Source organism: Gordonia sihwensis NBRC 108236, from assembly GCF_000333035.1.
Taxonomy (GTDB): Bacteria; Actinomycetota; Actinomycetes; order Mycobacteriales; family Mycobacteriaceae; genus Gordonia; species Gordonia sihwensis.
This window is the reverse complement of sequence record NZ_BANU01000041.1, coordinates 1-18991: the sequence shown is the minus strand read 5'-3', so window position 1 is coordinate 18991 and position 18991 is coordinate 1. Positions and strand designations below refer to the sequence as shown.

The following is an 18991-nucleotide window of genomic DNA, read 5'->3' as shown; positions in this document are numbered from 1 at the left end:
GGCGGTCGACGGTCGATGACCGAGATCGGAGTGGTGGAACGGGATCGAGCCGGGCTGGTCCGGGTGGTGCCCGCGTGGCGGGCCGGAACCGGTTTCACCGACCGTCGGGAGACTCTCGTGCGGCTCATCGGGAGTCGGTCGTGACCGTGATTCCGCTGCTCCTCGCGGCAGCGGCCGCCGTCTTGCTGTGGCCGGCGCCGCAGGCTCACCGCAGACTCGAGGAACTCTGCGGTCGTGCCGATCGGGGCTCGCGCCGGCGGACCGACCCCTGGCTGACGGTCTGGGCGCTGCCCGCGGGCGCGCTGATCGTGTTCGGCGTCGCACCCGGTGTCGCCGGGGCACTGGTGGCCGGTGCGATTACCCGGCAGCGGAGGCAGACGCGACGGGACGCTGCGCGAGATCGCGACATGGGCGAGCTGATCGCCGCGCTCGGAGTGATGGGAGCCGAACTGTCGGTCGGTGCCCCTGTGGTCCAGGCGTGTCGCGCCGCAGCGTCCGACCTGCTGCAGTCCGGCTCGTCCGGACCGGTCGCGGACGAACTGGCCCGGATGGCGGCCCGGGCCGAACTCGGCGGCGATCCGGGACCACCCCCGTCAACCGCGTCGAACCCGGTCCGGCGTCTGGCGCAGGCATGGGCCATGTCGCTCGAGTTCGGGCTGCCCATCGGTGAGGTGCTCGCCGCGCTGCGGTCGGATCTCCTGTCGAGGCAGGACTTCGCCGCGCGGACCAGAGCCGGGCTCGCGGGGCCACGAGCCACCGCGGCGGTTCTCGCAGGTCTGCCGATGCTCGGACTGGTACTCGGACAGGCGATGGGAGCCGATCCGGCTCGAGTGCTGCTGGGCACGGGGACGGGCGGTGTTCTGCTGGTGATCGGCACGCTGCTGGCGGTCGCCGGACTCGCATGGGCCGGGCGGATCACGAATAGGGCGGTGGCGCCGTGAGTGCGGCGCTGGTGCTTCTGGCGGCGGCATTGCTCGCGTGGCCACCGCCCGGGTGGGTGCTCGCCCGGGTCCGGGAGTCCGAGCAGACCGGTGCGGGGGACGAGGCCGGAGGATCGCCGGATCCCTTCGACATCGCAGCGGGCTACGACACGCTGGCGGTGTGCCTCCGGTCCGGACTGCCGCTGGCGACCGCGGCGGCGGTCGCGGCCCGGACGTCGCCGCCGGTGCTGGGCAGGTCGCTCACCAGAGCCGCGGAACTCCTGGCGCTCGGCTCCGATCCGGACCAGGCCTGGGCAGCCGCAGAGTCCGACAGCCCGGAGTTCGCGGAACTCGCGGCGCTGATCAGGAGGGCATCGCGAGCGGGTTCGGCGGTGGCCGACGTGGTTTCGGGATTCGCCGACGGCACACGGCGGCGTGCGGAGAACGCCGCTCTCGAAGCGGCCGAACGTGCGGGAGTCAAGATCAGCGGACCGCTGGGGCTGTGCTTCCTTCCCGCGTTCGTATGTCTGGGCATCGCGCCGGTGGTGATCGGCCTGGCGTCGGGACTCCTCGCGGGCGTGTGACGGAGGCGTGCGCCCGTGCCGGGCGTCCCGGGTCATTCAGACGGCAGAATTCGGTTCTGCCGCTCTTTCCTCTTCTCGCCCGGACGCGCACGCTTCGTACATGGATACACATGCAGTCACCCGATGGATGGCCGTGGCGGCCGGCGCGGCGCTGCTGGCGGTCGGAGTCGCGTCTTGCGACAACGGCGACCGCGCCGTGCGGCAGAGCGTCCCGTCGACGGTAGTCACGGTCACGAAGTCGGTCGCGCCCGTGACCGACAGTGGGTCGCCCACGGTGACGGTCATGCCCACTGAGTCGACGGAGACGACCGAGGCGGCCACGGAGACCTCTCCCAGGTCGGATCTGTCGAGCTATTACGGGGAGTGGACCGGGCACGGACGGCAGATGACGCTGCAGCCGGATGGGACCGCATTGGTCACGCTGGCCTCCGGCGCCGCGAATGTGGAGAAGTGGACCGCCATGTGGGGAGCGCACGGCAACGGCATCGTCGTCACGCTGGACACCATGACCTGGCACACGGGCGAACCGCTCGGAAACCAGCCCGGCACGTCGTGGACCGCGGTCCTGGCGCCGTCGGCGGAGGACGGTGTCACGGTGCTCCACATGCCCGGGTTCGCCGACTGGTGCTCGACGAGATTCGGCCGGTCGGTGGTGTGCGGGGCGTGACCGGCCGACGTCGGCCCGCGCGCAGTTCTTAGCCGACACGCCCTACCGCCGCCGTCGGAACCGGTCCGGCCTTTCGCGCGTCTAAGTGATGCAGGGTTTCATCGACGAAAGGGGGACGTCATGACGATTCCGGGGACCGCGCGGCAACGATGGACGGAGATTCGGGAGTTAACGATCCGGCTCGCGGTCGAAGAGGAGGGCATGTCGACGGCGGAGTACGCGATCGGCACGATCGCGGCGGCGGCGTTCGGGGCGCTTCTGTACACGGTGGTCACCGGCGATTCGGTGCTCTCGGCACTGACCGGGATCATCGGCAAGGCGCTGAGCACGTCGGCGGGGTGAGCCGTGCGTGGCCGGACGGTCGCGCTGATCCGGCGGTGCGCCCGCGACGAGTCCGGGATGGTGACCGTGGAGGCGGCCTATGCACTCGCGGCGATAGCGGCGTTTCTGCTCATCGGCCTCGGAGCGGTGGCCGCGGTGTCGGCGCAGATCCGGTGCACCGATGCGGCACGCGAGGTGGCGCGGCTGACGGCCGCGGGAGACGAGTCGGCCCACAGCGTGGGCGCGGAGGTGGCGCCCGCCGGTGCGGGAATCGCGGTGTCCGGTGAGAACGACCGGGTGGTGGTCGAGGTGTCGGCGGACGTCCCGCTGCTTCCTTTCGTCAGAGTCTCGGCGAAGGCGGTGGCCGCTCGCGAGCCGACCGGCGATGAGGCGGGCGGACCGGGGGACGGCGATGAGCGTTCGGGGGACGGAGGGTGACGAGGGATTCTCGACCGTCGCCGGAGCCGCGGTGATCGCGGGGTTGGGGTTCCTGCTGGTGGCGATGCTGTATTCCGGTGCAGCGGTGGTGGCGAGGCATCGGGCGCAGTCGGCGGCGGACCTGTCCGCACTGGCGGCCGCTGCGGTGCGGGTCAGTGGAGACGGGGAGGCGTGTGCGACCGCGCGGCAGCTGATGTCGAGGCAGGAGGGGGATCCGAGGATGACCGGTTGCGTGGTCGACGGCGACGACGTGCAGCTGTCCGTCGCGGTCAGGGTTCGGTTGGGTCGCTTCGGTATTCGTGATGCGCGTGCGGTCGCGCGGGCGGGGCCGGTCGAGTCGCCGTAGGGCCGCGGGTCGGCCCGGAGCTACGTGTGCAGACGGCCGATCAGGCGGAGCAGTTTGATCGCGTGCTCCTTGTCCAGCGGTTCGTTGCCGTTGCCGCACTTCGGGGACTGCACGCACGACGGGCAGCCGGTGTCGCAGCCGCATGAGGAGACGGCGGCCTCGGTGGCTGCGACCCACTCGGTGAACGCCTCGTACCCGCGATCGGCGAAGCCCGCCCCGCCGGGGAAACCGTCGTAGACGAACACGGTCGGCAAGCCGGTTCCCGGATGCAGCGCGGTGGAGAGTCCGCCGATGTCCCAGCGGTCGCACGTTGCGACGAGCCCCAGCATTCCGATGGCCGCGTGCTCGGCGGCATGCAGTGCGCCGGGGAACTTGTCGAGTGCGATGCCGGCGTCGATCATCGCCTCGGGCGTGAGGGTGTACATCACGGCGCGGGTCTCGAGTCGGTGCTCCGGCAGGTCGAGCGGAACCGAGTCGAGGATCTCGCCGCTGAGCGACTTGCGAAGGAAACCGACCACCTGACTGGTGACGACGACCGATGCGAGAGCGACGGTGAGGGGACCGAACTCGCGGCGGTCCACGGTCTCGAGGATCGACACGTCGCTGACCTCGCGAGCCGACGTCGTCCAATCGGGTTCTTCGGGGTGACTCAGTGCGAGGCCGTCGTCGAGATCGAGTTCGTCGACCACGAAGCTCTCGCCCTGGTGCAGGTACACCGCTCCCGGGTACACCGAAGTCATGGCGCGGGCGGTGTCGACGGTGCCGAGCAGACGGGAGGACGTGACATCGACGATCAGCACCTGTCCGCCGATGCCGCCGCGCAGGTCGATGTCGCCGTGCGGGTCGAGCCCGGGTGCCGCGTACCAGCCGGCCTTGCGTCGTTTGAGCTTGCCCTCGGCGGCGAGGTCGGCCACCACCTGCTCGGCGGAGAAGGCCGCGACTTCGGCCTCGGTGAGCGGGAACTCGGTCGCCGCGCACAGCATGTGCGGACCGAGGACGAACGGGTTGGTGGGGTCGGTGACGGTGGCCTCCACCGCGCGCTCCAGGAGCGCCTCGGGGTGGTGCACCAGATAGGTGTCGAGCGGATCGTCGCGGGCCACCATCACGACGATCGACCCCTCGCCCCGCCGACCGGCGCGTCCGGCCTGCTGCCAGAAGGAGGCGACCGTTCCGGGGTAGCCTGCCACCACCACGGCGTCGAGCCCGGAGATGTCGACGCCGAGTTCGAGGGCGTTGGTGGTCGCGACACCGAGCAATTCGCCTTCGGAGATGGCCCGTTCGAGCCGGCGCCGATCGTCGGCGAGGTATCCGGCGCGGTACGCGGCGACGCGGTCGACCAACTCCGGTGCCGCCTCGGCCAGGATCTGCCGGGCCCGCACCGCGGTCACCTCGACGCCTCTCCGGCTGCGTACGAAGCACAGGGTGCGTGCGCCTTCGATGACGAAGTCGGCGAGCAGTCGTGCCGCCTCCGATCCTGCGGAGCGGCGTACCGGAGCCTCGTTCTCCCCGGTGACCTCTTCGAGGAAACCCGGCTCCCACATGGCGACGGTCCGTTCACCGTGGGGCGAGGCGTCCTCGGTGACGGCGACGACGTCCTCGCCGATCAGCCGAGACAGGGCCTGCGCCGGGTTCGACACGGTCGCGCTGGCCCCGATCACGACGGGGTCGGCGCCGTACTTCCGCGCGATCCGCAGTGCCCGCTGCAGCACCAGCGCGGTGTGCGAGCCGAAGACGCCGCGGTAGTGGTGGCATTCGTCGACGACGATGTAGCGGAGCTTCGCGAAGAACGGCCGCCATCGGGGATGGGTGGAGGTGATGCCGATCTGCAGCATGTCGGGATTTGTGAAGATCCACCGGGAATGCTGCCGCGCCCACTGACGCAGCTCCGAATCGGTGTCGCCGTCGTAAGCGCACGGCTGCAGGTGCGCGAACTCCGGCCGGCCGGCGATCAACTGCGCCACCGACCGGAGCTGGTCGGTCCCGAGAGCCTTGGTCGGGGACAGGTAGAGCGCCGTCGAGTCGGGGTCGTCGGCGAAGGTGGTGAGCACCGGGAGCTGGTAGGCGAGGGACTTTCCCGATGCGGTGCCGGTGCAGACACAGACGTGACGACCGCCGGCGGCGAGGCTCGCGGCCTCGGACTGGTGACGCCAGGGACGCTGCACTCCGCGTTCGACGAACGCCTCGCGCACCGCCGGGTGCACCCAGTCGGGCCAATCGGTGAACTCCCCGCCGCGGGGATCGATCACCGACATGTGCGTGAGGCCCGCGGTGCCCTCCGGCGTTCCCTCGAGGGTGCGGCCGAGAAGTTCGCTGCCGTAACCTCGCTGCGACATGCCGTGTTCTCGTCTCACTGCCCTCAATTCGTCTTGCCCGAAGCACCCATGGTACGCAGGGACTTTGGCGCCTCCTCCGGCGTGTCGCCGAACGACCTGCCGAATGAGGGTGTCATTGGCGTGAGGAACGTGATTAGCTTAAGGCGGTCGCATGCTCCGATCTGATCGAAGTTCGTTGCGGCCGGTGTACTGCAGTTGGTTTCATCGCCCTACGGCGAGGCTTGTTGAAGTATGGCGGTCGGAACAGGCCCCCGTCGCGGCTCCGTTGCGATGGGTGATGCAATGCAATGTAAAGGAATGCAGTAAATGGCACAGGGAACTGTGAAGTGGTTCAACGCGGAGAAGGGCTTCGGCTTCATCGCGCCTGACGACGGCAACGCCGATGTTTTCGTGCACTACTCCGAGATTCAGGGCAACGGCTTCCGTACCCTGGAAGAGGACCAGCGCGTGGAGTTCGAGGTCGGTCAGGGCACCAAGGGCCCGCAGGCCACCGGCGTTCACGCCCTCTAGTCTTCTCTGAGCCCGCCAGGGTTCGACACAAGACTTCACCGGACTCCCGGACCGCTTCGGCGGCCGGGAGTCCGGTCTTTTCGTCCCGCGTCGGCCGGAGACCTCACTGTCACATTCGGGCCGTACCATGGTCGTGTGAGTCAGATGTCGCTGTTCTCTGCGGAGATCGAGGACCCGGCCATCGCGGACCTCGCCGGATTACTTGCGGCACAGGGTCAGTCGGTGCACACGAGTTGGGGTGCACGCGTCTCCGTGGTGGTCGGGGAGCAATGGCGCGCGGAGGAGATCTGCGCGGAGATCCGCGGCGCCGGTCTCGAAGCGGAGATCGTGACCTCCGAGGAGGGCCGCCCGATCGCACGGACCGAGGCCAATCCGCGGATCACCGCGCTGCACCGTGCATGGTCTGCCGGTGCAGTGAAGGCGGTTCCTGAGGGGTGGACGCCGACCCCGCACGCGCTGCGCCTGTGGACTCTCGCGTCCGGCCGCCCGGACGGCGCTCATTACCTGCTCGGCCTCGACCCGAGTGCCCCCGACACTCACGCGCCGCTGTCGACCGCGCTCATGCGGGTCGGCATCGCACCGACCCTCGTCGGAACGCGCGGGCCGCACCCGGCGCTGCGGATCTCCAGTCGCAAGCGGGTCACCCGGCTGCTCGAGACCGTCGGCATCGCACCGGACGGGGCTCCGGAAGGTGTGTGGCCTTCCCCATAGGCCGTGAGGTGCGGCGACCCCACCGGATGTCGTCCGTTCGGACTACCCGACGTGTGTCATTCGGGACCAACGTCCCGACCCCACAATCCGAGGTGACGTGCAGAAGACGCGTTATATAAGGTACAACGGCATCGAGCAGCAATTCTCTGACTGAAGGGCACCCGTGGCCGCCTCCGACAACGCATCCTCAGCCGTCCGGCGTCTCGTCATCGTCGAGTCGCCGACCAAAGCCCGCAAGATCGCGGGCTACTTGGGCGGGAACTACGTCGTCGAATCGTCTCGCGGCCACATCCGCGATCTGCCGCGCGGTGCAGCCGACGTCCCCGCCAAGTACAAGGGCCAGCCCTGGGCTCGCCTCGGCGTGAACGTCGACGACAACTTCGAGCCGCTGTACGTGGTGTCCGCCGACAAGAAGTCGACTGTCTCCGAACTCAAGTCGCTGATGAAGGACGTCGACGAGCTCTACCTCGCGACGGACGGTGACCGCGAGGGGGAGGCGATCGCCTGGCATCTGCTCGAGACGCTCAAGCCGAAGATCCCGGTGAAGCGCATGGTGTTCCACGAGATCACGGAGTCGGCGATCCGCGCCGCCGCCGAGAATCCGCGTGAGCTCGACATCGACATGGTCGACGCGCAGGAGACCCGCCGCATCCTCGACCGGCTCTACGGCTACGAGGTGTCGCCGGTGCTGTGGAAGAAGGTCATGCCGAAGCTGTCGGCGGGCCGAGTGCAGTCGGTCGCCACCCGGATCATCGTCGAGCGCGAGCGTGAGCGCATGGCGTTCGTCTCCGCCGACTACTGGGACATCGCCGCCACCGTGGACGCCGGCGAGTCCTCGTCGCCGCGGACCTTCGCCTCCCGCCTGGTGAACATCGGCGACGACCGCGTCGCCACCGGGCGCGACTTCGGTGCCGACGGCCAGCTCAAGAAGACCACCGGGGTCACGGTGCTCGATCAGGCGCGCGCGAGGGCCCTCGCGACCGCACTGGAGGGCGCGTCGCTCACGGTGACGTCGGTGGAGGAGAAGCCGTACACCCGCCGTCCCTACGCGCCGTTCATGACCTCGACGCTGCAGCAGGAGGCGGGCCGCAAGCTGCGGTTCTCGTCCGACCGCACGATGAGGATCGCGCAGCGGTTGTACGAGAACGGTTACATCACCTACATGCGTACCGACTCGACCACGCTGTCGGAGTCGGCCATCAACGCCGCCAGGTCGCAGGCCCGTCAGCTCTACGGCGACGATTACGTCCACCCGACGCCGCGTCAGTACACGCGCAAGGTCAAGAACGCGCAGGAGGCGCACGAGGCGATCCGCCCGGCGGGCGACTCGTTCCGCACCCCCGGCCAGGTGGCGTCGGCGCTCGACACCGAGGAGTTCCGGCTCTACGAGCTGATCTGGCAGCGCACCGTCGCCTCGCAGATGGCCGACGCACGCGGTACCACCATGAGCCTGCGGCTGACCGGGCACGCGACCGCCGGTCCCAGCCCCAGCGGTGAACAGGTCACCTTCGCCTCGTCCGGCCGCACCATCACGTTCCCCGGCTTCCTGTCGGCCTACGTCGAGACCGTGGACGCGCTGGCCGGCGGCCAGGCCGACGACGCCGAGAACCGGCTGCCGAACCTCCGCGAAGGGCAGACGCTCACCGCCGCGTCGCTCACCGCTGACGGACACTCCACCAACCCGCCGGCCCGCTACACCGAGGCCTCGCTGGTCAAGGTGCTCGAAGAGCTGGGCATCGGCCGGCCGTCGACCTACGCGTCGATCATCGGCACCATCCAGGACCGCGGCTACGTGGTGAAGAAGGGCAGCGCGCTGGTTCCGTCATGGATCGCGTTCGCCGTGGTGGGGCTGCTGGAGGGTTACTTCAACAGCCTCGTCGACTACGACTTCACCGCGTCGCTGGAGGACGACCTGGACCAGATCGCGTCGGGGAACGCCGACCGCACCCGCTGGCTCAGCGAGTTCTATTTCGGCGCGGACGAGGCTCAGCACGACGACGACGGAGACGCGGCGGGCGCGATGGCCCGCGTCGGCGGACTCAAGAAGCTGGTCGGAGTGAACCTCGAAGGCATCGATGCCCGCGAGGTGAACTCGATCAAGCTGTTCGACGATTCGCAGGGCCGTCCGGTGTTCGTGCGGGTGGGCAGGTACGGCCCGTATCTGGAACGCAATGTCGCGGGACCGGACGCCGAGCCCGATCTGCAGCGCGCCAACCTGCCGTCGGACATGACGCCCGACGAACTGACGCTCGACGTCGCGGAGAAGCTGTTCGAGACGCCCCAGGAGGGCCGTGTGCTGGGCGTGGACCCGGCCACCGGACACCAGATCGTCGCGAAGGAGGGCCGATTCGGCCCTTACGTCACCGAGATCCTTCCGTCCGAGGACGACGAGGACGAGGACCCGGGGACGTCGGCGCCCGTCCCGACCATTCCGGCCGGGCCGACACCGCGCGGCGGCGCGGACGAGGTGGTCTCGCTCGACGACGTGCCGAGCGGCGGATCGGGCGGTGTCGCGACCGCGACGACCACGACGACGGCCAAGAAGACCGCGAAGAAGACGGCGAAGAAGGCTGCCAAGAAGGCCGGACCGAAGCCGCGCACCGGCTCGTTGTTCAAGGGCATGGACATCTCGACGATCACGCTCGACGACGCCCTGAAGCTCCTGTCGTTGCCGCGCGTGGTGGGAGTGGACCCGGAGAGCAAAGAGGAGATCACCGCCCAGAACGGCCGGTACGGTCCGTACCTCAAGAAGGGCACCGACTCGCGGTCGTTGACCAGCGAGGAGCAACTGTTCACGGTCACGCTCGACGAGGCGCTGAAGATCTACTCCGAGCCGAAGCGCCGTGGTCGTGCGGCCGCAGCGCCGCCGTTGCGCGAACTCGGCAACGACTCGGTCAGCGAGAAGCCGATGGTGATCAAGGACGGCCGATTCGGTCCGTACGTCACCGACGGCGAGACCAACGCCAGCCTCCGCAAGGGAGACGAGGTGGCGACCATCACACCCGAGCGGGCGATGGAACTGCTCGCCGACCGGCGTGCCCGCGGTCCGGCCAAGAAGACGGCGAAGAAGACCGCCAAGAAGACCACGGCCAAGAAGACCACAGCGAAGAAGGCCGCTGCGAAGAAGACGGCTACGAAGAAGACAGCCACCAAGAAGACTGCGCCGAAGACCGAGGACTGAGCGGGACCCGAGGCTGCCGGGGCCGGCGGATCGAGGCATTGCGACCCTTGGCCGGGACCGGTCGGCCGGGGGACACTGGACTGGTGGACTCCCGATCGACGCCTCCGGATCACAGTGCCCCCGACCGCGCTGCCCGACCTGCGACGATGCGGGTCTGGCGCGTGACCGACACCGGCCCGGTGTCGACGACGTCGCCGATCGAATGGACGCGGGAACCGGTCCCGACGCCCTCACCGGGCGAGCTGCTGATCCGCGTCGACGCGTGCGGCGTGTGCCGCACCGACCTCCACGTGGTGGAGGGCGATCTACCGGTGCACCGACCGCATGTCGTGCCCGGTCACGAGGTCGTCGGCACCGTGGTGGAGATCGCGCCGGGCACGACCACCGAGTTCCGGGTGAACGATCGAGTCGGGGTCCCGTGGCTGCACAGCACTTGCGGTCGGTGCGTGTACTGCCGGCGCGGAGCAGAGAACCTGTGCCCCGACTCCACCTACACCGGATGGGACGCCGACGGCGGATACGCCGAGTTCGCGGTGGTGCCCGCCGCCTACGCGCTGCGCCTGCCGACGGGCTACAGCGTCGACGAGCTGGCGCCCCTGCTGTGCGCCGGGATCATCGGCTTCCGTGCCCTGCGCCGCGCCGAACTCCCGCCCGGCGGGCGACTCGGTCTGTACGGGTTCGGCGGCAGCGCACATCTCGTCGCGCAAGTCGCGATTCATCAGGGTGCCCGCGTTCACGTTCTCACTCAGGCTCCCCACGCGCGTCGACTGGCCGCCGATCTGGGAGCCGTCTCCGTCGGCGGCGCCTACGACAGCCCGACCGAACCGCTCGATGCGGCCATCATCTTCGCGCCGGTCGGCGAACTGATCCCCACGGCACTCGAGGCGCTCGACCGCGGCGGAATCCTGTGCCTCGCCGGGATCCATATGAGTGCGACCCCGCCGCTGGACTACCGCAGGCATCTCTTTCACGAGAAGGAGATCCGGAGTGTGGAGGCCAACACTCGCGACGACGCCGTCGCCTTCCTCCAGTTCGCCGACGACCACCGCCTGCAGGTGACGACGAGGCCGTACCGGCTCGACGAGGCGCTGCACGCGTTGCGTGACCTGAAGGCCGGCCGGTTCGCGGGGGCTGCGGTGCTGCATCCGGCCGTCGAACCGGAGCCGTGACGCCTACGGGACGACGAGCACCGGGCACCGCGCGTGATGCACCAGGTTCTGGCTCACCGATCCCATGAACGTGCCCGCCACCGACCCCATCCCGCGTGAGCCGACGATCAGGAGCCGGGCGGACGACGATGCGCCGACCAACCCTCGTGCCGCGGACGAGTCGCCGTACACGATGTCGACGTCCACCTCCGGGAACTGCTCGCACGCGGGAGCGATCCGACGCTGCAGCCGTGCGATCCCGTCCTGCTCCACCAGGTTCCAATTGACGAGGTTGAGCGCGTATCCGGCGCCGATCATGGCGGCGGCCGGGAAGTAATAGGCGACGGTGAGCTCTTCGCCGAGAGCCCGCGCCTGATGCAGAGCCACGGTCAGCGCGCGGTCGGCGTGAGGTGAACTGTCGTATCCGACCACCAGTCCGTCGCGATCACTGTCGGCGTGATCGTCCTCGCGCCATGCGAGAACCGGACACGACGACGACCGGATGACCCCCATCACCTGGCTGCCGAGCAGGACGTCGCGAATGGGACCGGACCGCGTCGACCCGATGACCACCATCGACGCCCCGGAAGAGTACTCGGCGACGTGGTCGGCGAGGGTGCCGCTGTAGACCTGGGTGGCGATGTCCAGGTCCGGTGCGACCTCGCGGGCAGCGGCGAGGGCTTCGGTGAGCACCTTGGTCCCGGCTGTGTTCGCCTCTCGGCGGAGCGCTGGGTCGACGCACATCGCGAACGGATCGTGGGCGGCGAACCACACATCGTCCGGAACGGCGTACACGAGCCGGATCGGAGACCGCGTGCGGGCACACCACTCCGCAGCCCATCGGGCGGCTCCGAGCGCGCGCCGGGACCCGTCCACTCCGACGATCACGGGTCGGTCGAGGGTGTAGCTCATCGACCCATCCTCGCGCGTCGAGTCCCATCGCCGACAGTGCCGAACGGGACCGGAGACCACGTGACCAAGGACTGCCGGCCGGGCGACCTCGGGCCCGCCCCGGCGCTACTCCAGCGTGGACGTCGGCTCGGCGACGTCGATGTCGGGGCGGGCGAGGAGAGTCTCGATGCCGCGGCCGCGCAATTCGACGCCCTCGCCGATCCGCCAGTGCTCGGCCTCGCCCTCGCCGGCGAGGAAGACGGCGCGGGCGGAGCCGAGCACGCGGGTCGGCTCGTCCTTCGCCAGTTCGGTGAGGCGTGCCGCCTCGTTGACCGGATCGCCGATCACCGTGTACTCGAGCCGCTGCTCCGCGCCGATGTGGCCGGCCACCGCCTTGCCCGCGGAGACGCCGATACCCATGTCCACGTCGCCGAGCCGTCGCGCGAGTTCGACGCGCAGGTCGCGTGCGGCGGCCAGCGCCGAACCGGCGAAATCGTCCTGCTCGAGGGGCGCGCCGAAGATCGCCAGCGCGGCGTCGCCCTGGAACTTGTTGACGAATCCGCCGTGCCTGCCGACCACGTCGACGACCACCTTGAAGAATTCGTTGAGCAGTTCCACCACCTCGCGCGGCGGCCGGTTCACCGCCAAACGCGTCGACCCGACGATGTCGACGAACAGCACGCCGACGTAACGCTCCTCGCCGCCGAGTTCGGTGCCCGTCTCGATCGCCCGACGGGCGACGTCCTCGCCGACATAGCGTCCGAACAGGTTGCGCAGCTGCTGGCGTTCGCGGAGGTCGGAGACCATCTCGTTGAAGCCCGCCTGCAGCAGACCGAGGTCGTTGCCGTCGTAGATCTTCACCGCGACGTTGAGGTTGCCGGCGCGGACCTGATTCAGCGCCACGCGCAGCTGTTTCACCGGATCGGTGATGGACCGGACGAGGCGGGTGATCGCGAGCAGCCCGAACACCAGGGCGGCCGCGGCCATCCACAGGATGGGCCGCTGCAGGCCGACGGCGTCGGTGTCGATGACCGCCGTGCGCTGCAGGATGATGAGCGCGGCGATGATGGTCATCGGCACGGCTACCGACACCACCCAGAACACGGTGATCCGAGTGGCGATGCCGGGTGCGTTGGAGTTGTCCGGGTCGTTGGCCATCGCGGCCACGGTGATCGGCCGCAGCACCTTCTCCGCCTGCATGAAGCTCAGCACGCCCGTGACGAGGGCGCCGATCAGGCTGGCGATGATCACGACGACGAAGTCCTTCATCGACGTGCGCAGGTTGATGACCGCGAGGATCACTCCGCCGATGCCCCACAGGCCGAGGTTCACCGCGGTCAGCAGAGTCGGGAGGTTCAGCGCCCGTTTGCGTGCGGCGGCGTCGTCGAGTCTGGTCCGCCGACGGTGCCAGATCAGCACCGGCATGCTCAGCTGGATGGAGAGATACGCACCGACGATGATGGCGATGAACAGGTACAGCCCGAAGGCCACCTGATTCTGGGCGTTGAACTCGCTGATCGAGATCGAGTCGACGCGCGGCATGCCGAAACGCAGGAAGGCGAATGTGAACAGGGCACCGATCAGGTTCGCGCGAAGCATGTCGAGTGCGAGGACCGGCCACGGTGTGTGTGCCAGCCAGCGCAGGGTGTGCGCTGCTCTGGACAACCACGACCGTCGTCTTACCATGTCATCCAAGGTAGCGGCATGCTTGCAATTGTTAAACAGCGTGCGGGATGCGTGTTGTCTGAACTGGGCTTTAGGCTGGCTGATGTGACAAATGTCTTTGACCGGATGATCGGGCAGCAAGCGCTGATCGAAGAGCTTCTGGCGGCAGCGACGTCGGCGCGGTCGGTGGCCGCTCGACTCGACGAAGCGGACGCCGGGGCGGTGTCGATGTTCGACGAGGGCCCGGGATCCGAGTCCGAGGCGGGTCCGCGCGAGTCGATGACCCACGCCTGGCTGTTCACCGGTCCTCCCGGCAGCGGCAGGTCGGTGGCCGCGACCTGCTTCGCGGCCGCGCTGCAGTGTCAGGCGGCCGACGAGGTGGGCTGCGGTGAATGCCGTGCGTGCACCACCGTGCTGGCCGGGACTCACGGCGACGTCCGGCACATCGTTCCCGAGGGGCTCACCATCTCGGTGGCGCAGATCCGCGACATCGTCCAACTCGCGGCCCGCCGCCCGACCACCGGTCGCTGGCAGATCGTGGTGGTCGAGGACGCCGATCGGCTCACCGAACAGGGCGCCAACGCGCTGCTGAAAGCCGTCGAGGAGCCGCCGGACCGCACCATCTTCCTGCTCTGCGCGCCCTCGGTGGCGCCGGAGGACATCGCGATCACGCTCCGGTCGCGGTGCCGGCATGTGGGACTGACCGCGCCCGCGGCCGCCGACATCGCCCGCGTCCTGGTGGACCGTGACGGGATCGACGCCGACCGCGCGTCCTGGGCGGCATCGGTGTCGGGCGGGCACGTCGGCCGGGCCCGCCGCCTCGCCGTCGATGGGTCGGCACGCGCACAGCGCGACCAAGCGCTCGGCCTGGCTCGGGCAGCCACCCGCGATTCCACCGCGTTCGCGGCGGCCGAGACGCTCGTCAAGACGGCGACCGAGGCAGCGAACCAGATCAGTGCCGAGCGCGACGCCGCCGAGACCGAGGAACTGATGACCGCCCTCGGTGCCGGCGGAACCGGCAAGGGCACCGCACGGCCGCCCCGCGGAACGGCCGGTGCGGTGAAGGAACTCGAGAAGCGGCAGAAATCGCGCCGCACCCGGACGATGCGAGACGTGCTCGACCGCGCGCTCGTCGACCTCGCGGCTCTGTTCCGCGACGGGCTCTCGCTGTCGATGGGAGCACAGGTGACACTGATGCACCCGGACAAGGCTCAGGACCTGACCGTCCCGATGGCGCGGCACGCGTCTCCCGAACAGCTTCTGCGGTGCCTTGAGGCGGTGCTGGAGTGCCGTGAGGCACTCGAGACGAATGTGAAGCCCAAGTTCGCCGTCGACGCCATGGTGGTGCGGATCGGCAGGCAGCTGGCACGCCGCTGAACGCCCGAAGGCGGGCTCCACCGGAGCCGGTTTCTCCGGACCGGAGAATTTCTTCAGTCCTTTGACCAGCAGGTTATCCCGATTCTCGGATCCGGCGATTTCATCCGTCACGCGCGGGCGCGTGAAATGGTTGCATGCTCACTTGGGAGAACTTGGAGGACCGGATCGGCCGGAACTGGGCCATCGTGTCCAGGCTCGTGCTGGCCACAGTCCTCTATTACGCGGTCTCCGTCCTGTACCACGGGACGGTCGGCTACGCCGGCGGCGAGGTGTTCACTCGTCCGCTGACGGGGACTGCGATCTTCGCGGGCATCATGTGCATCCCGGCCGCGGCCGGGTGGTACGTGTCGCGACGGTTCGCTACGGCGGGGGACGCCTAGCGATCAGTCGTCGCCGTAGGCGGCTTCCGACTCGTCGTGCTCGGCGAGAGGATCGTCGCCGCCGGCACCCTCCAGCACCGTCAGCTCATTGTCGATCGCCGCGGAGACAGCTTCGGCCTTCTCTTTGATCTTGTCGATGAAGTCGGGCATGTGAGTCTCCTCGGACGGTGCGGAACCTGCCTCAACTATAGGTGCGCAGGGGAGAGGGACGAGGGTCAGCCGCCGGGGAGCAGCGGCCGGCCTGTCGGGGCTTACGCCCACGGCGCGCTATGAGAGGGGTTAGCGCGTCGGGGCGTGACGTCGAGGAGGCGTCGGAGAGACTGACGGTCGGCACACGACCGTCGGCGTGACGGCCGGTGTGCCGCTCGCACTGTCGGGGATGCGAGCGGCACGCCGGCTGTCGCTGTTGAGCGAGCGTCTGGTTCTTAAGCCGCTTTAGTTCTCAGGCCGGTTGGGTGAGCGTGTGGTTCTTAGGCCGCTTTCGTTCTCAGGCCAGTTGAGCGAGCGGAGCGAGTCGAAACACAGCCAGCGGGAGTTTCGACTCGCTTCGCTCGCTCAACAAGCCTGGGTGGTGGCTGCTCGCTCAACGAGCCTGGGTGGTGGCTGCTCGCTCAACGAGCCTGGGTGGTGGCTGCTCGCTCAAGAAGCCTGGGTGGCGACTGCTCGCTGAACAAGCCTGGGTGGTGGCTGGACGCCGAACAAGCCTGGGCGACTGCCCGCTCAACGTCCGGTGCCGGCAGGCAGAAGGCGCGGGTCACGCGGTGACGATGCTGCGCTTGGCCAGTCCCATCCAGAAGCCGTCGATCGGCTGCTCGGGTACGGCGTCGGCCCGGGTGGCGGCGCCGAGGGTGACGAACAGCGGCGCGAAGTGCTCGGTTCGCGGGTGCGCGTACGGCATACCGGGTGCGCGGTGCGCGAAGTCGAGGAGACCGTCGACGTCGCCGGCGGCGAAGCGTTCGCGTGTCCATTCATCGAAGTCGACCGACCACTGCGGGGGCGTCGCGCCGGGGGACGGATCGTCGAGGAAGGGCAGGCCGTGAGTGGTGAAACCGGATCCGATGATGAGCACGCCCTCGTCGCGCAGTTCGGTGAGCCGCTCGCCGAGACGCATGAGGCGCGCGGGATCGAGGGTCGGCATCGACATCTGCAGCACCGGGATGTCGGCGTCCGGGTACATGATCGTGAGCGGCACGTATGCGCCGTGGTCGAGTCGCCGCTCGGCGTCGCGATGCACCTGCTCGCCCGACGGCATCAGCCCGGCGACCCGATCAGCGAGATCGGGTGCGCCGGGCGATGGGTACGTCGTTCGGTAGTAGCGGTCCGGGAATCCCCAGAAGTCGTAGGTGAGGGGGACTCTCGAGTCCGTGGCTCCGATGGTCAGCGGTGCGGCCTCCCAATGAGCGGAGACCACCAGGATCTGCCGCGGTCGCGGAAGGTCGGCGGCGAGTCGTTCCAACTGGCCGACCCACCGTTCGTCGTCCACCAGGGGAGGAGCGCCGTGGCTGAGGAACAGCGCGGGCATGCGGTCGGCGGTCGGAGCGTTCATGGCTTCACAATCTCATCTGCGGTGTGACTGCGAATGGAACGTCGGCCGGCCGCCGGGTATTCCGCCCGCGTCAGCTGGCCGAGAGCAGGCTGAGGATGCTCGCGAAATCGGAGCTGCCGACGCCGGACTGCATCGCCAGGCTGCCGAAGTCCAGGACCGAGCCGATGCTGCCGATGCCGCTCGGGACGATCACCGGACGCACGGTGACGCCGACATCAGTCGGGTCGAGCAGGGTGCCCAAACCGCCGCACGTTCCGAGGAACAGGTAGACGCCGTCGCCGACCTTGACGTCCGTGGAGTTGCTGTTGGGTCCGGGACTGATCAGGTTGTTGCTCGCGGCGGGACCGAACCGCAGTCCGGAGTTCAGCATGATCTTGACGATCGTCCCGTAGTCGCCGGCGTTAAAAGCGACGAAGGCCTGCAGTGCCTGAGTGCCGTCGAGCAGCGCTGAGGTGCAGGAACTCCCCAGCACGGTGGCAGGGTTCGGATTGGTCAGTGTCAGCCGCACGTTCTTGCCATTGAACGAGCCCTGCTCCGATTTCAGGGTCGGACCCTGGTAGCGGTCGGCGGCGGCGGCCTCGCCGGGAGTCGCGACGGTCACACCGGCGACGGCCGTCAGCGCGACCGCGGCGGTTAGTACGAGAGTTCGGAGATTTCGGAGCATTCGGGGCACGTCCTGTCGGGTCCGGAACGGGGAGTTCGCCTGAAATATAGCCACCGAAGGCGGATTCGGCGTCATCGACGACGGTTCGTGGCACGGATCTGTACATGGCCGGAGAGTTTCGCGGAGCCGCCTGGCGTGTGAGACTGCGACCTCGGTGGCAGTGACCTCGACGCGGTGAGCCGATGCCACGATCGGGCATGACAACCGAAGACAAACGACTCGCGAAGGACCCCGCAGGGCTGGCGCGCCGGGCTCACGAGTTCCCCGTCATCGCCCCGGAACGACCCCGGCAGTGATCACCGACCGAATCATCGCACTGCGCCGACAACTGACCGCCGAAGACAAAGACGCCAGACCAGTGACCATCGGATGGTACCGACAACCCGCGAACCCCCGGAAAAGCAATGAGTCGCGACATCGTGTGTAAACGATGTCGCGACTCATCACACACGAGCCGCCTGGGGTGTGTGAGACTGCGACATCGTTGACACGTCTCATCGGGGGTTTTCCGCGCACATCGTTGACACCTGCGGCGCGACATCGTTGACGTTTTGGCCGCGGACATCGTTGACACCTGCAGCGCGACATCGTTGACAGTGACCTCGACGGTGAGCCGATGCCACGATCGGGCATGACAACCGAAGACAAACGACTGGTGATCGTCCGCGCGGTCCGCGACCAACACCTCACACCGACACAGGCTGCCGCGCGTTACCGAGTGTCCCGGCAGTGGGTGTACGAACTCCTCAAGCGATACGACCGCGAAGGACCCGCAGGTCTGGTGCCGCGCTCACGAGCTCCCCGTCATCGCCCCGGAACGACCCCGGCAGTGATCACCGACCGAATCATCGCACTGCGCCGACAACTGACCGCCGAAGGCAAAGACGCCGGACCAGAGACCATCGGATGGCACCTGCACAGGGAAGGACTGCAGGTGCCTGCGGCCTCGACGATCCGCCGCATCCTGCACGCCGCGGGCCTGATCACCCCAGAACCCCGCAAACGGCCCCGCAGTTCCTACATCCGCTTCGAAGCCGACCTGCCCAACGAATGCTGGCAAGCCGACATCACTCACTGGTACCTCGCCCACGGAGACCGGGTAGAGATCCTCGACTTTCTCGATGATCACTCTCGATTCCTGCTCCACATCAGCACGCAGAACGCATACACCGGAACAGATGTCGTCACCGTCATGAACGCACTGATCAACCAGTACGGGGCACCGTCATCGACCCTGACCGACAACGGGATGGTGTTCACCACCCGACTCACCGCACGCAACGCCGGCCGTAACGGCTTCGAGAAACTC

20 protein-coding genes are annotated in these 18991 nt (G+C 68.5%); 14 read left to right on the top strand and 6 right to left on the bottom strand.

The window, feature by feature from the left end:
- Positions 1 to 15: 15 nt before the first annotated feature.
- The 7 genes from GSI01S_RS20650 (at position 16) to GSI01S_RS18270 (ending at position 3276) form a co-directional block, all read left to right on the top strand.
- Positions 16 to 144 (top strand): hypothetical protein, encoded by a 129-nt coding sequence (locus tag GSI01S_RS20650; protein ID WP_280512905.1) that lies wholly within the window; start codon positions 16 to 18, stop codon positions 142 to 144.
- Positions 141 to 941 carry a type II secretion system F family protein gene (locus GSI01S_RS18295; RefSeq protein WP_006898136.1) on the top strand — a complete coding sequence of 267 codons (801 nt, stop codon included), beginning with the start codon at positions 141 to 143 and terminating at the stop codon, positions 939 to 941. The genes GSI01S_RS20650 and GSI01S_RS18295 overlap by 4 nt, the downstream gene beginning before the upstream one ends.
- On the top strand, positions 938 to 1504 hold the full coding sequence (locus tag GSI01S_RS18290; RefSeq protein WP_006898135.1) for a type II secretion system F family protein: 567 nt from the start codon (positions 938 to 940) through the stop codon (positions 1502 to 1504). Before GSI01S_RS18295 ends, GSI01S_RS18290 begins: the two co-directional genes overlap by 4 nt.
- A 100-nt stretch (positions 1505 to 1604) precedes the next feature.
- Entirely contained in the window at positions 1605 to 2171 is a 567-nt protein-coding gene (locus tag GSI01S_RS19650; protein ID WP_156150481.1) for a hypothetical protein, read from the top strand.
- 120 nt (positions 2172 to 2291) lie between these two features.
- On the top strand, positions 2292 to 2513 hold the full coding sequence (locus tag GSI01S_RS18280) for a DUF4244 domain-containing protein (protein ID WP_006898133.1): 222 nt from the start codon (positions 2292 to 2294) through the stop codon (positions 2511 to 2513).
- A gap of 3 nt (positions 2514 to 2516) precedes the next feature.
- A complete protein-coding gene (locus GSI01S_RS18275; protein ID WP_006898132.1) occupies positions 2517 to 2930 on the top strand; it encodes a TadE family type IV pilus minor pilin in 414 nt (137 codons plus the stop codon).
- Entirely contained in the window at positions 2905 to 3276 is a 372-nt protein-coding gene (locus tag GSI01S_RS18270) for an Rv3654c family TadE-like protein (RefSeq protein ID WP_039868130.1), read from the top strand. Before GSI01S_RS18275 ends, GSI01S_RS18270 begins: the two co-directional genes overlap by 26 nt.
- 20 nt (positions 3277 to 3296) lie before the next feature.
- Here the strand turns inward: GSI01S_RS18270 and GSI01S_RS18265 are convergent, their stop codons facing one another.
- Positions 3297 to 5609, bottom strand: a complete 2313-nt coding sequence (locus tag GSI01S_RS18265) for a DEAD/DEAH box helicase (RefSeq protein WP_006898130.1) — start codon at positions 5607 to 5609, stop codon at positions 3297 to 3299.
- Positions 5610 to 5915: 306 nt separating this feature from the next.
- Between GSI01S_RS18265 and GSI01S_RS18260 the strand changes: the two genes are divergently transcribed.
- The 4 genes from GSI01S_RS18260 to GSI01S_RS18245 all read left to right on the top strand — a co-directional run bounded on the left by GSI01S_RS18260 (position 5916) and on the right by GSI01S_RS18245 (position 11180).
- Positions 5916 to 6119, top strand: a complete 204-nt coding sequence (locus tag GSI01S_RS18260; RefSeq protein WP_006898129.1) for a cold-shock protein — start codon at positions 5916 to 5918, stop codon at positions 6117 to 6119.
- Between the two features lie 135 nt (positions 6120 to 6254).
- Positions 6255 to 6830 carry a hypothetical protein gene (locus GSI01S_RS18255; protein ID WP_039868129.1) on the top strand — a complete coding sequence of 192 codons (576 nt, stop codon included), beginning with the start codon at positions 6255 to 6257 and terminating at the stop codon, positions 6828 to 6830.
- Positions 6831 to 6993: 163 nt separating this feature from the next.
- Entirely contained in the window at positions 6994 to 10011 is a 3018-nt protein-coding gene (topA, locus tag GSI01S_RS18250; RefSeq protein WP_006898127.1) for a type I DNA topoisomerase, read from the top strand.
- Positions 10012 to 10157: 146 nt separating this feature from the next.
- Entirely contained in the window at positions 10158 to 11180 is a 1023-nt protein-coding gene (locus GSI01S_RS18245; RefSeq protein ID WP_006898125.1) for a zinc-binding alcohol dehydrogenase family protein, read from the top strand.
- 3 nt (positions 11181 to 11183) lie between these two features.
- Here GSI01S_RS18245 and GSI01S_RS18240 read toward each other — a convergent pair whose 3' ends face one another.
- Together GSI01S_RS18240 and GSI01S_RS18235 are read right to left on the bottom strand one after the other, a co-directional pair.
- Positions 11184 to 12071, bottom strand: a complete 888-nt coding sequence (locus GSI01S_RS18240; protein WP_006898124.1) for a universal stress protein — start codon at positions 12069 to 12071, stop codon at positions 11184 to 11186.
- A gap of 105 nt (positions 12072 to 12176) precedes the next feature.
- Positions 12177 to 13736, bottom strand: a complete 1560-nt coding sequence (locus GSI01S_RS18235) for an adenylate/guanylate cyclase domain-containing protein (protein ID WP_039868127.1) — start codon at positions 13734 to 13736, stop codon at positions 12177 to 12179.
- An 84-nt stretch (positions 13737 to 13820) separates the two neighbouring features.
- Between GSI01S_RS18235 and GSI01S_RS18230 the strand changes: the two genes are divergently transcribed.
- Together GSI01S_RS18230 and GSI01S_RS18225 are read left to right on the top strand one after the other, a co-directional pair.
- Positions 13821 to 15092 (top strand): DNA polymerase III subunit delta', encoded by a 1272-nt coding sequence (locus GSI01S_RS18230; RefSeq protein WP_039868125.1) that lies wholly within the window; start codon positions 13821 to 13823, stop codon positions 15090 to 15092.
- A 134-nt stretch (positions 15093 to 15226) separates the two neighbouring features.
- On the top strand, positions 15227 to 15472 hold the full coding sequence (locus GSI01S_RS18225) for a hypothetical protein (RefSeq protein WP_006898121.1): 246 nt from the start codon (positions 15227 to 15229) through the stop codon (positions 15470 to 15472).
- 3 nt (positions 15473 to 15475) lie between these two features.
- Here GSI01S_RS18225 and GSI01S_RS20365 read toward each other — a convergent pair whose 3' ends face one another.
- The 3 genes from GSI01S_RS20365 to GSI01S_RS18215 all read right to left on the bottom strand — a co-directional run bounded on the left by GSI01S_RS20365 (position 15476) and on the right by GSI01S_RS18215 (position 17682).
- Positions 15476 to 15622, bottom strand: coding sequence for a hypothetical protein (locus GSI01S_RS20365; protein ID WP_169317727.1), 147 nt, complete (start codon positions 15620 to 15622; stop codon positions 15476 to 15478).
- 604 nt (positions 15623 to 16226) lie between these two features.
- Complete coding sequence (locus tag GSI01S_RS18220; protein WP_006898120.1) at positions 16227 to 17018, bottom strand: dioxygenase family protein; 792 nt, start codon at positions 17016 to 17018, stop codon at positions 16227 to 16229.
- Positions 17019 to 17088: 70 nt separating this feature from the next.
- Positions 17089 to 17682 carry a hypothetical protein gene (locus GSI01S_RS18215; RefSeq protein WP_006898119.1) on the bottom strand — a complete coding sequence of 198 codons (594 nt, stop codon included), beginning with the start codon at positions 17680 to 17682 and terminating at the stop codon, positions 17089 to 17091.
- 631 nt (positions 17683 to 18313) lie between these two features.
- On the opposite strand from GSI01S_RS18215, the gene GSI01S_RS18210 reads away from it, so the two are divergent.
- Positions 18314 to 18991, top strand: a 678-nt coding sequence (locus tag GSI01S_RS18210; RefSeq protein ID WP_039868124.1) for a helix-turn-helix domain-containing protein, incomplete at its 3' end; no start/stop codon positions are given.

Bases quoted from the DNA above. Each gene is read 5' to 3' on its own strand.
- GSI01S_RS18215 (WP_006898119.1), bottom strand. From the start codon at position 17,682: ATGCTCCGAAATCTCCGAACTCTCGTACTAACCGCCGCGGTCGCGCTG.
- GSI01S_RS18260 (WP_006898129.1), top strand. From the start codon at position 5,916: ATGGCACAGGGAACTGTGAAGTGGTTCAACGCGGAGAAGGGCTTCGGC.
- GSI01S_RS18220 (WP_006898120.1), bottom strand. From the start codon at position 17,018: ATGAACGCTCCGACCGCCGACCGCATGCCCGCGCTGTTCCTCAGCCAC.
- GSI01S_RS18225 (WP_006898121.1), top strand. From the start codon at position 15,227: ATGCTCACTTGGGAGAACTTGGAGGACCGGATCGGCCGGAACTGGGCC.
- GSI01S_RS20365 (WP_169317727.1), bottom strand. From the start codon at position 15,622: ATGCCCGACTTCATCGACAAGATCAAAGAGAAGGCCGAAGCTGTCTCC.
- GSI01S_RS18245 (WP_006898125.1), top strand. From the start codon at position 10,158: ATGCGGGTCTGGCGCGTGACCGACACCGGCCCGGTGTCGACGACGTCG.
- GSI01S_RS18270 (WP_039868130.1), top strand. From the start codon at position 2,905: ATGAGCGTTCGGGGGACGGAGGGTGACGAGGGATTCTCGACCGTCGCC.
- GSI01S_RS20650 (WP_280512905.1), top strand. From the start codon at position 16: ATGACCGAGATCGGAGTGGTGGAACGGGATCGAGCCGGGCTGGTCCGG.
- GSI01S_RS18280 (WP_006898133.1), top strand. From the start codon at position 2,292: ATGACGATTCCGGGGACCGCGCGGCAACGATGGACGGAGATTCGGGAG.
- GSI01S_RS18265 (WP_006898130.1), bottom strand. From the start codon at position 5,609: ATGTCGCAGCGAGGTTACGGCAGCGAACTTCTCGGCCGCACCCTCGAG.
- GSI01S_RS18240 (WP_006898124.1), bottom strand. From the start codon at position 12,071: ATGAGCTACACCCTCGACCGACCCGTGATCGTCGGAGTGGACGGGTCC.
- GSI01S_RS18235 (WP_039868127.1), bottom strand. From the start codon at position 13,736: ATGGTAAGACGACGGTCGTGGTTGTCCAGAGCAGCGCACACCCTGCGC.
- GSI01S_RS19650 (WP_156150481.1), top strand. From the start codon at position 1,605: ATGGATACACATGCAGTCACCCGATGGATGGCCGTGGCGGCCGGCGCG.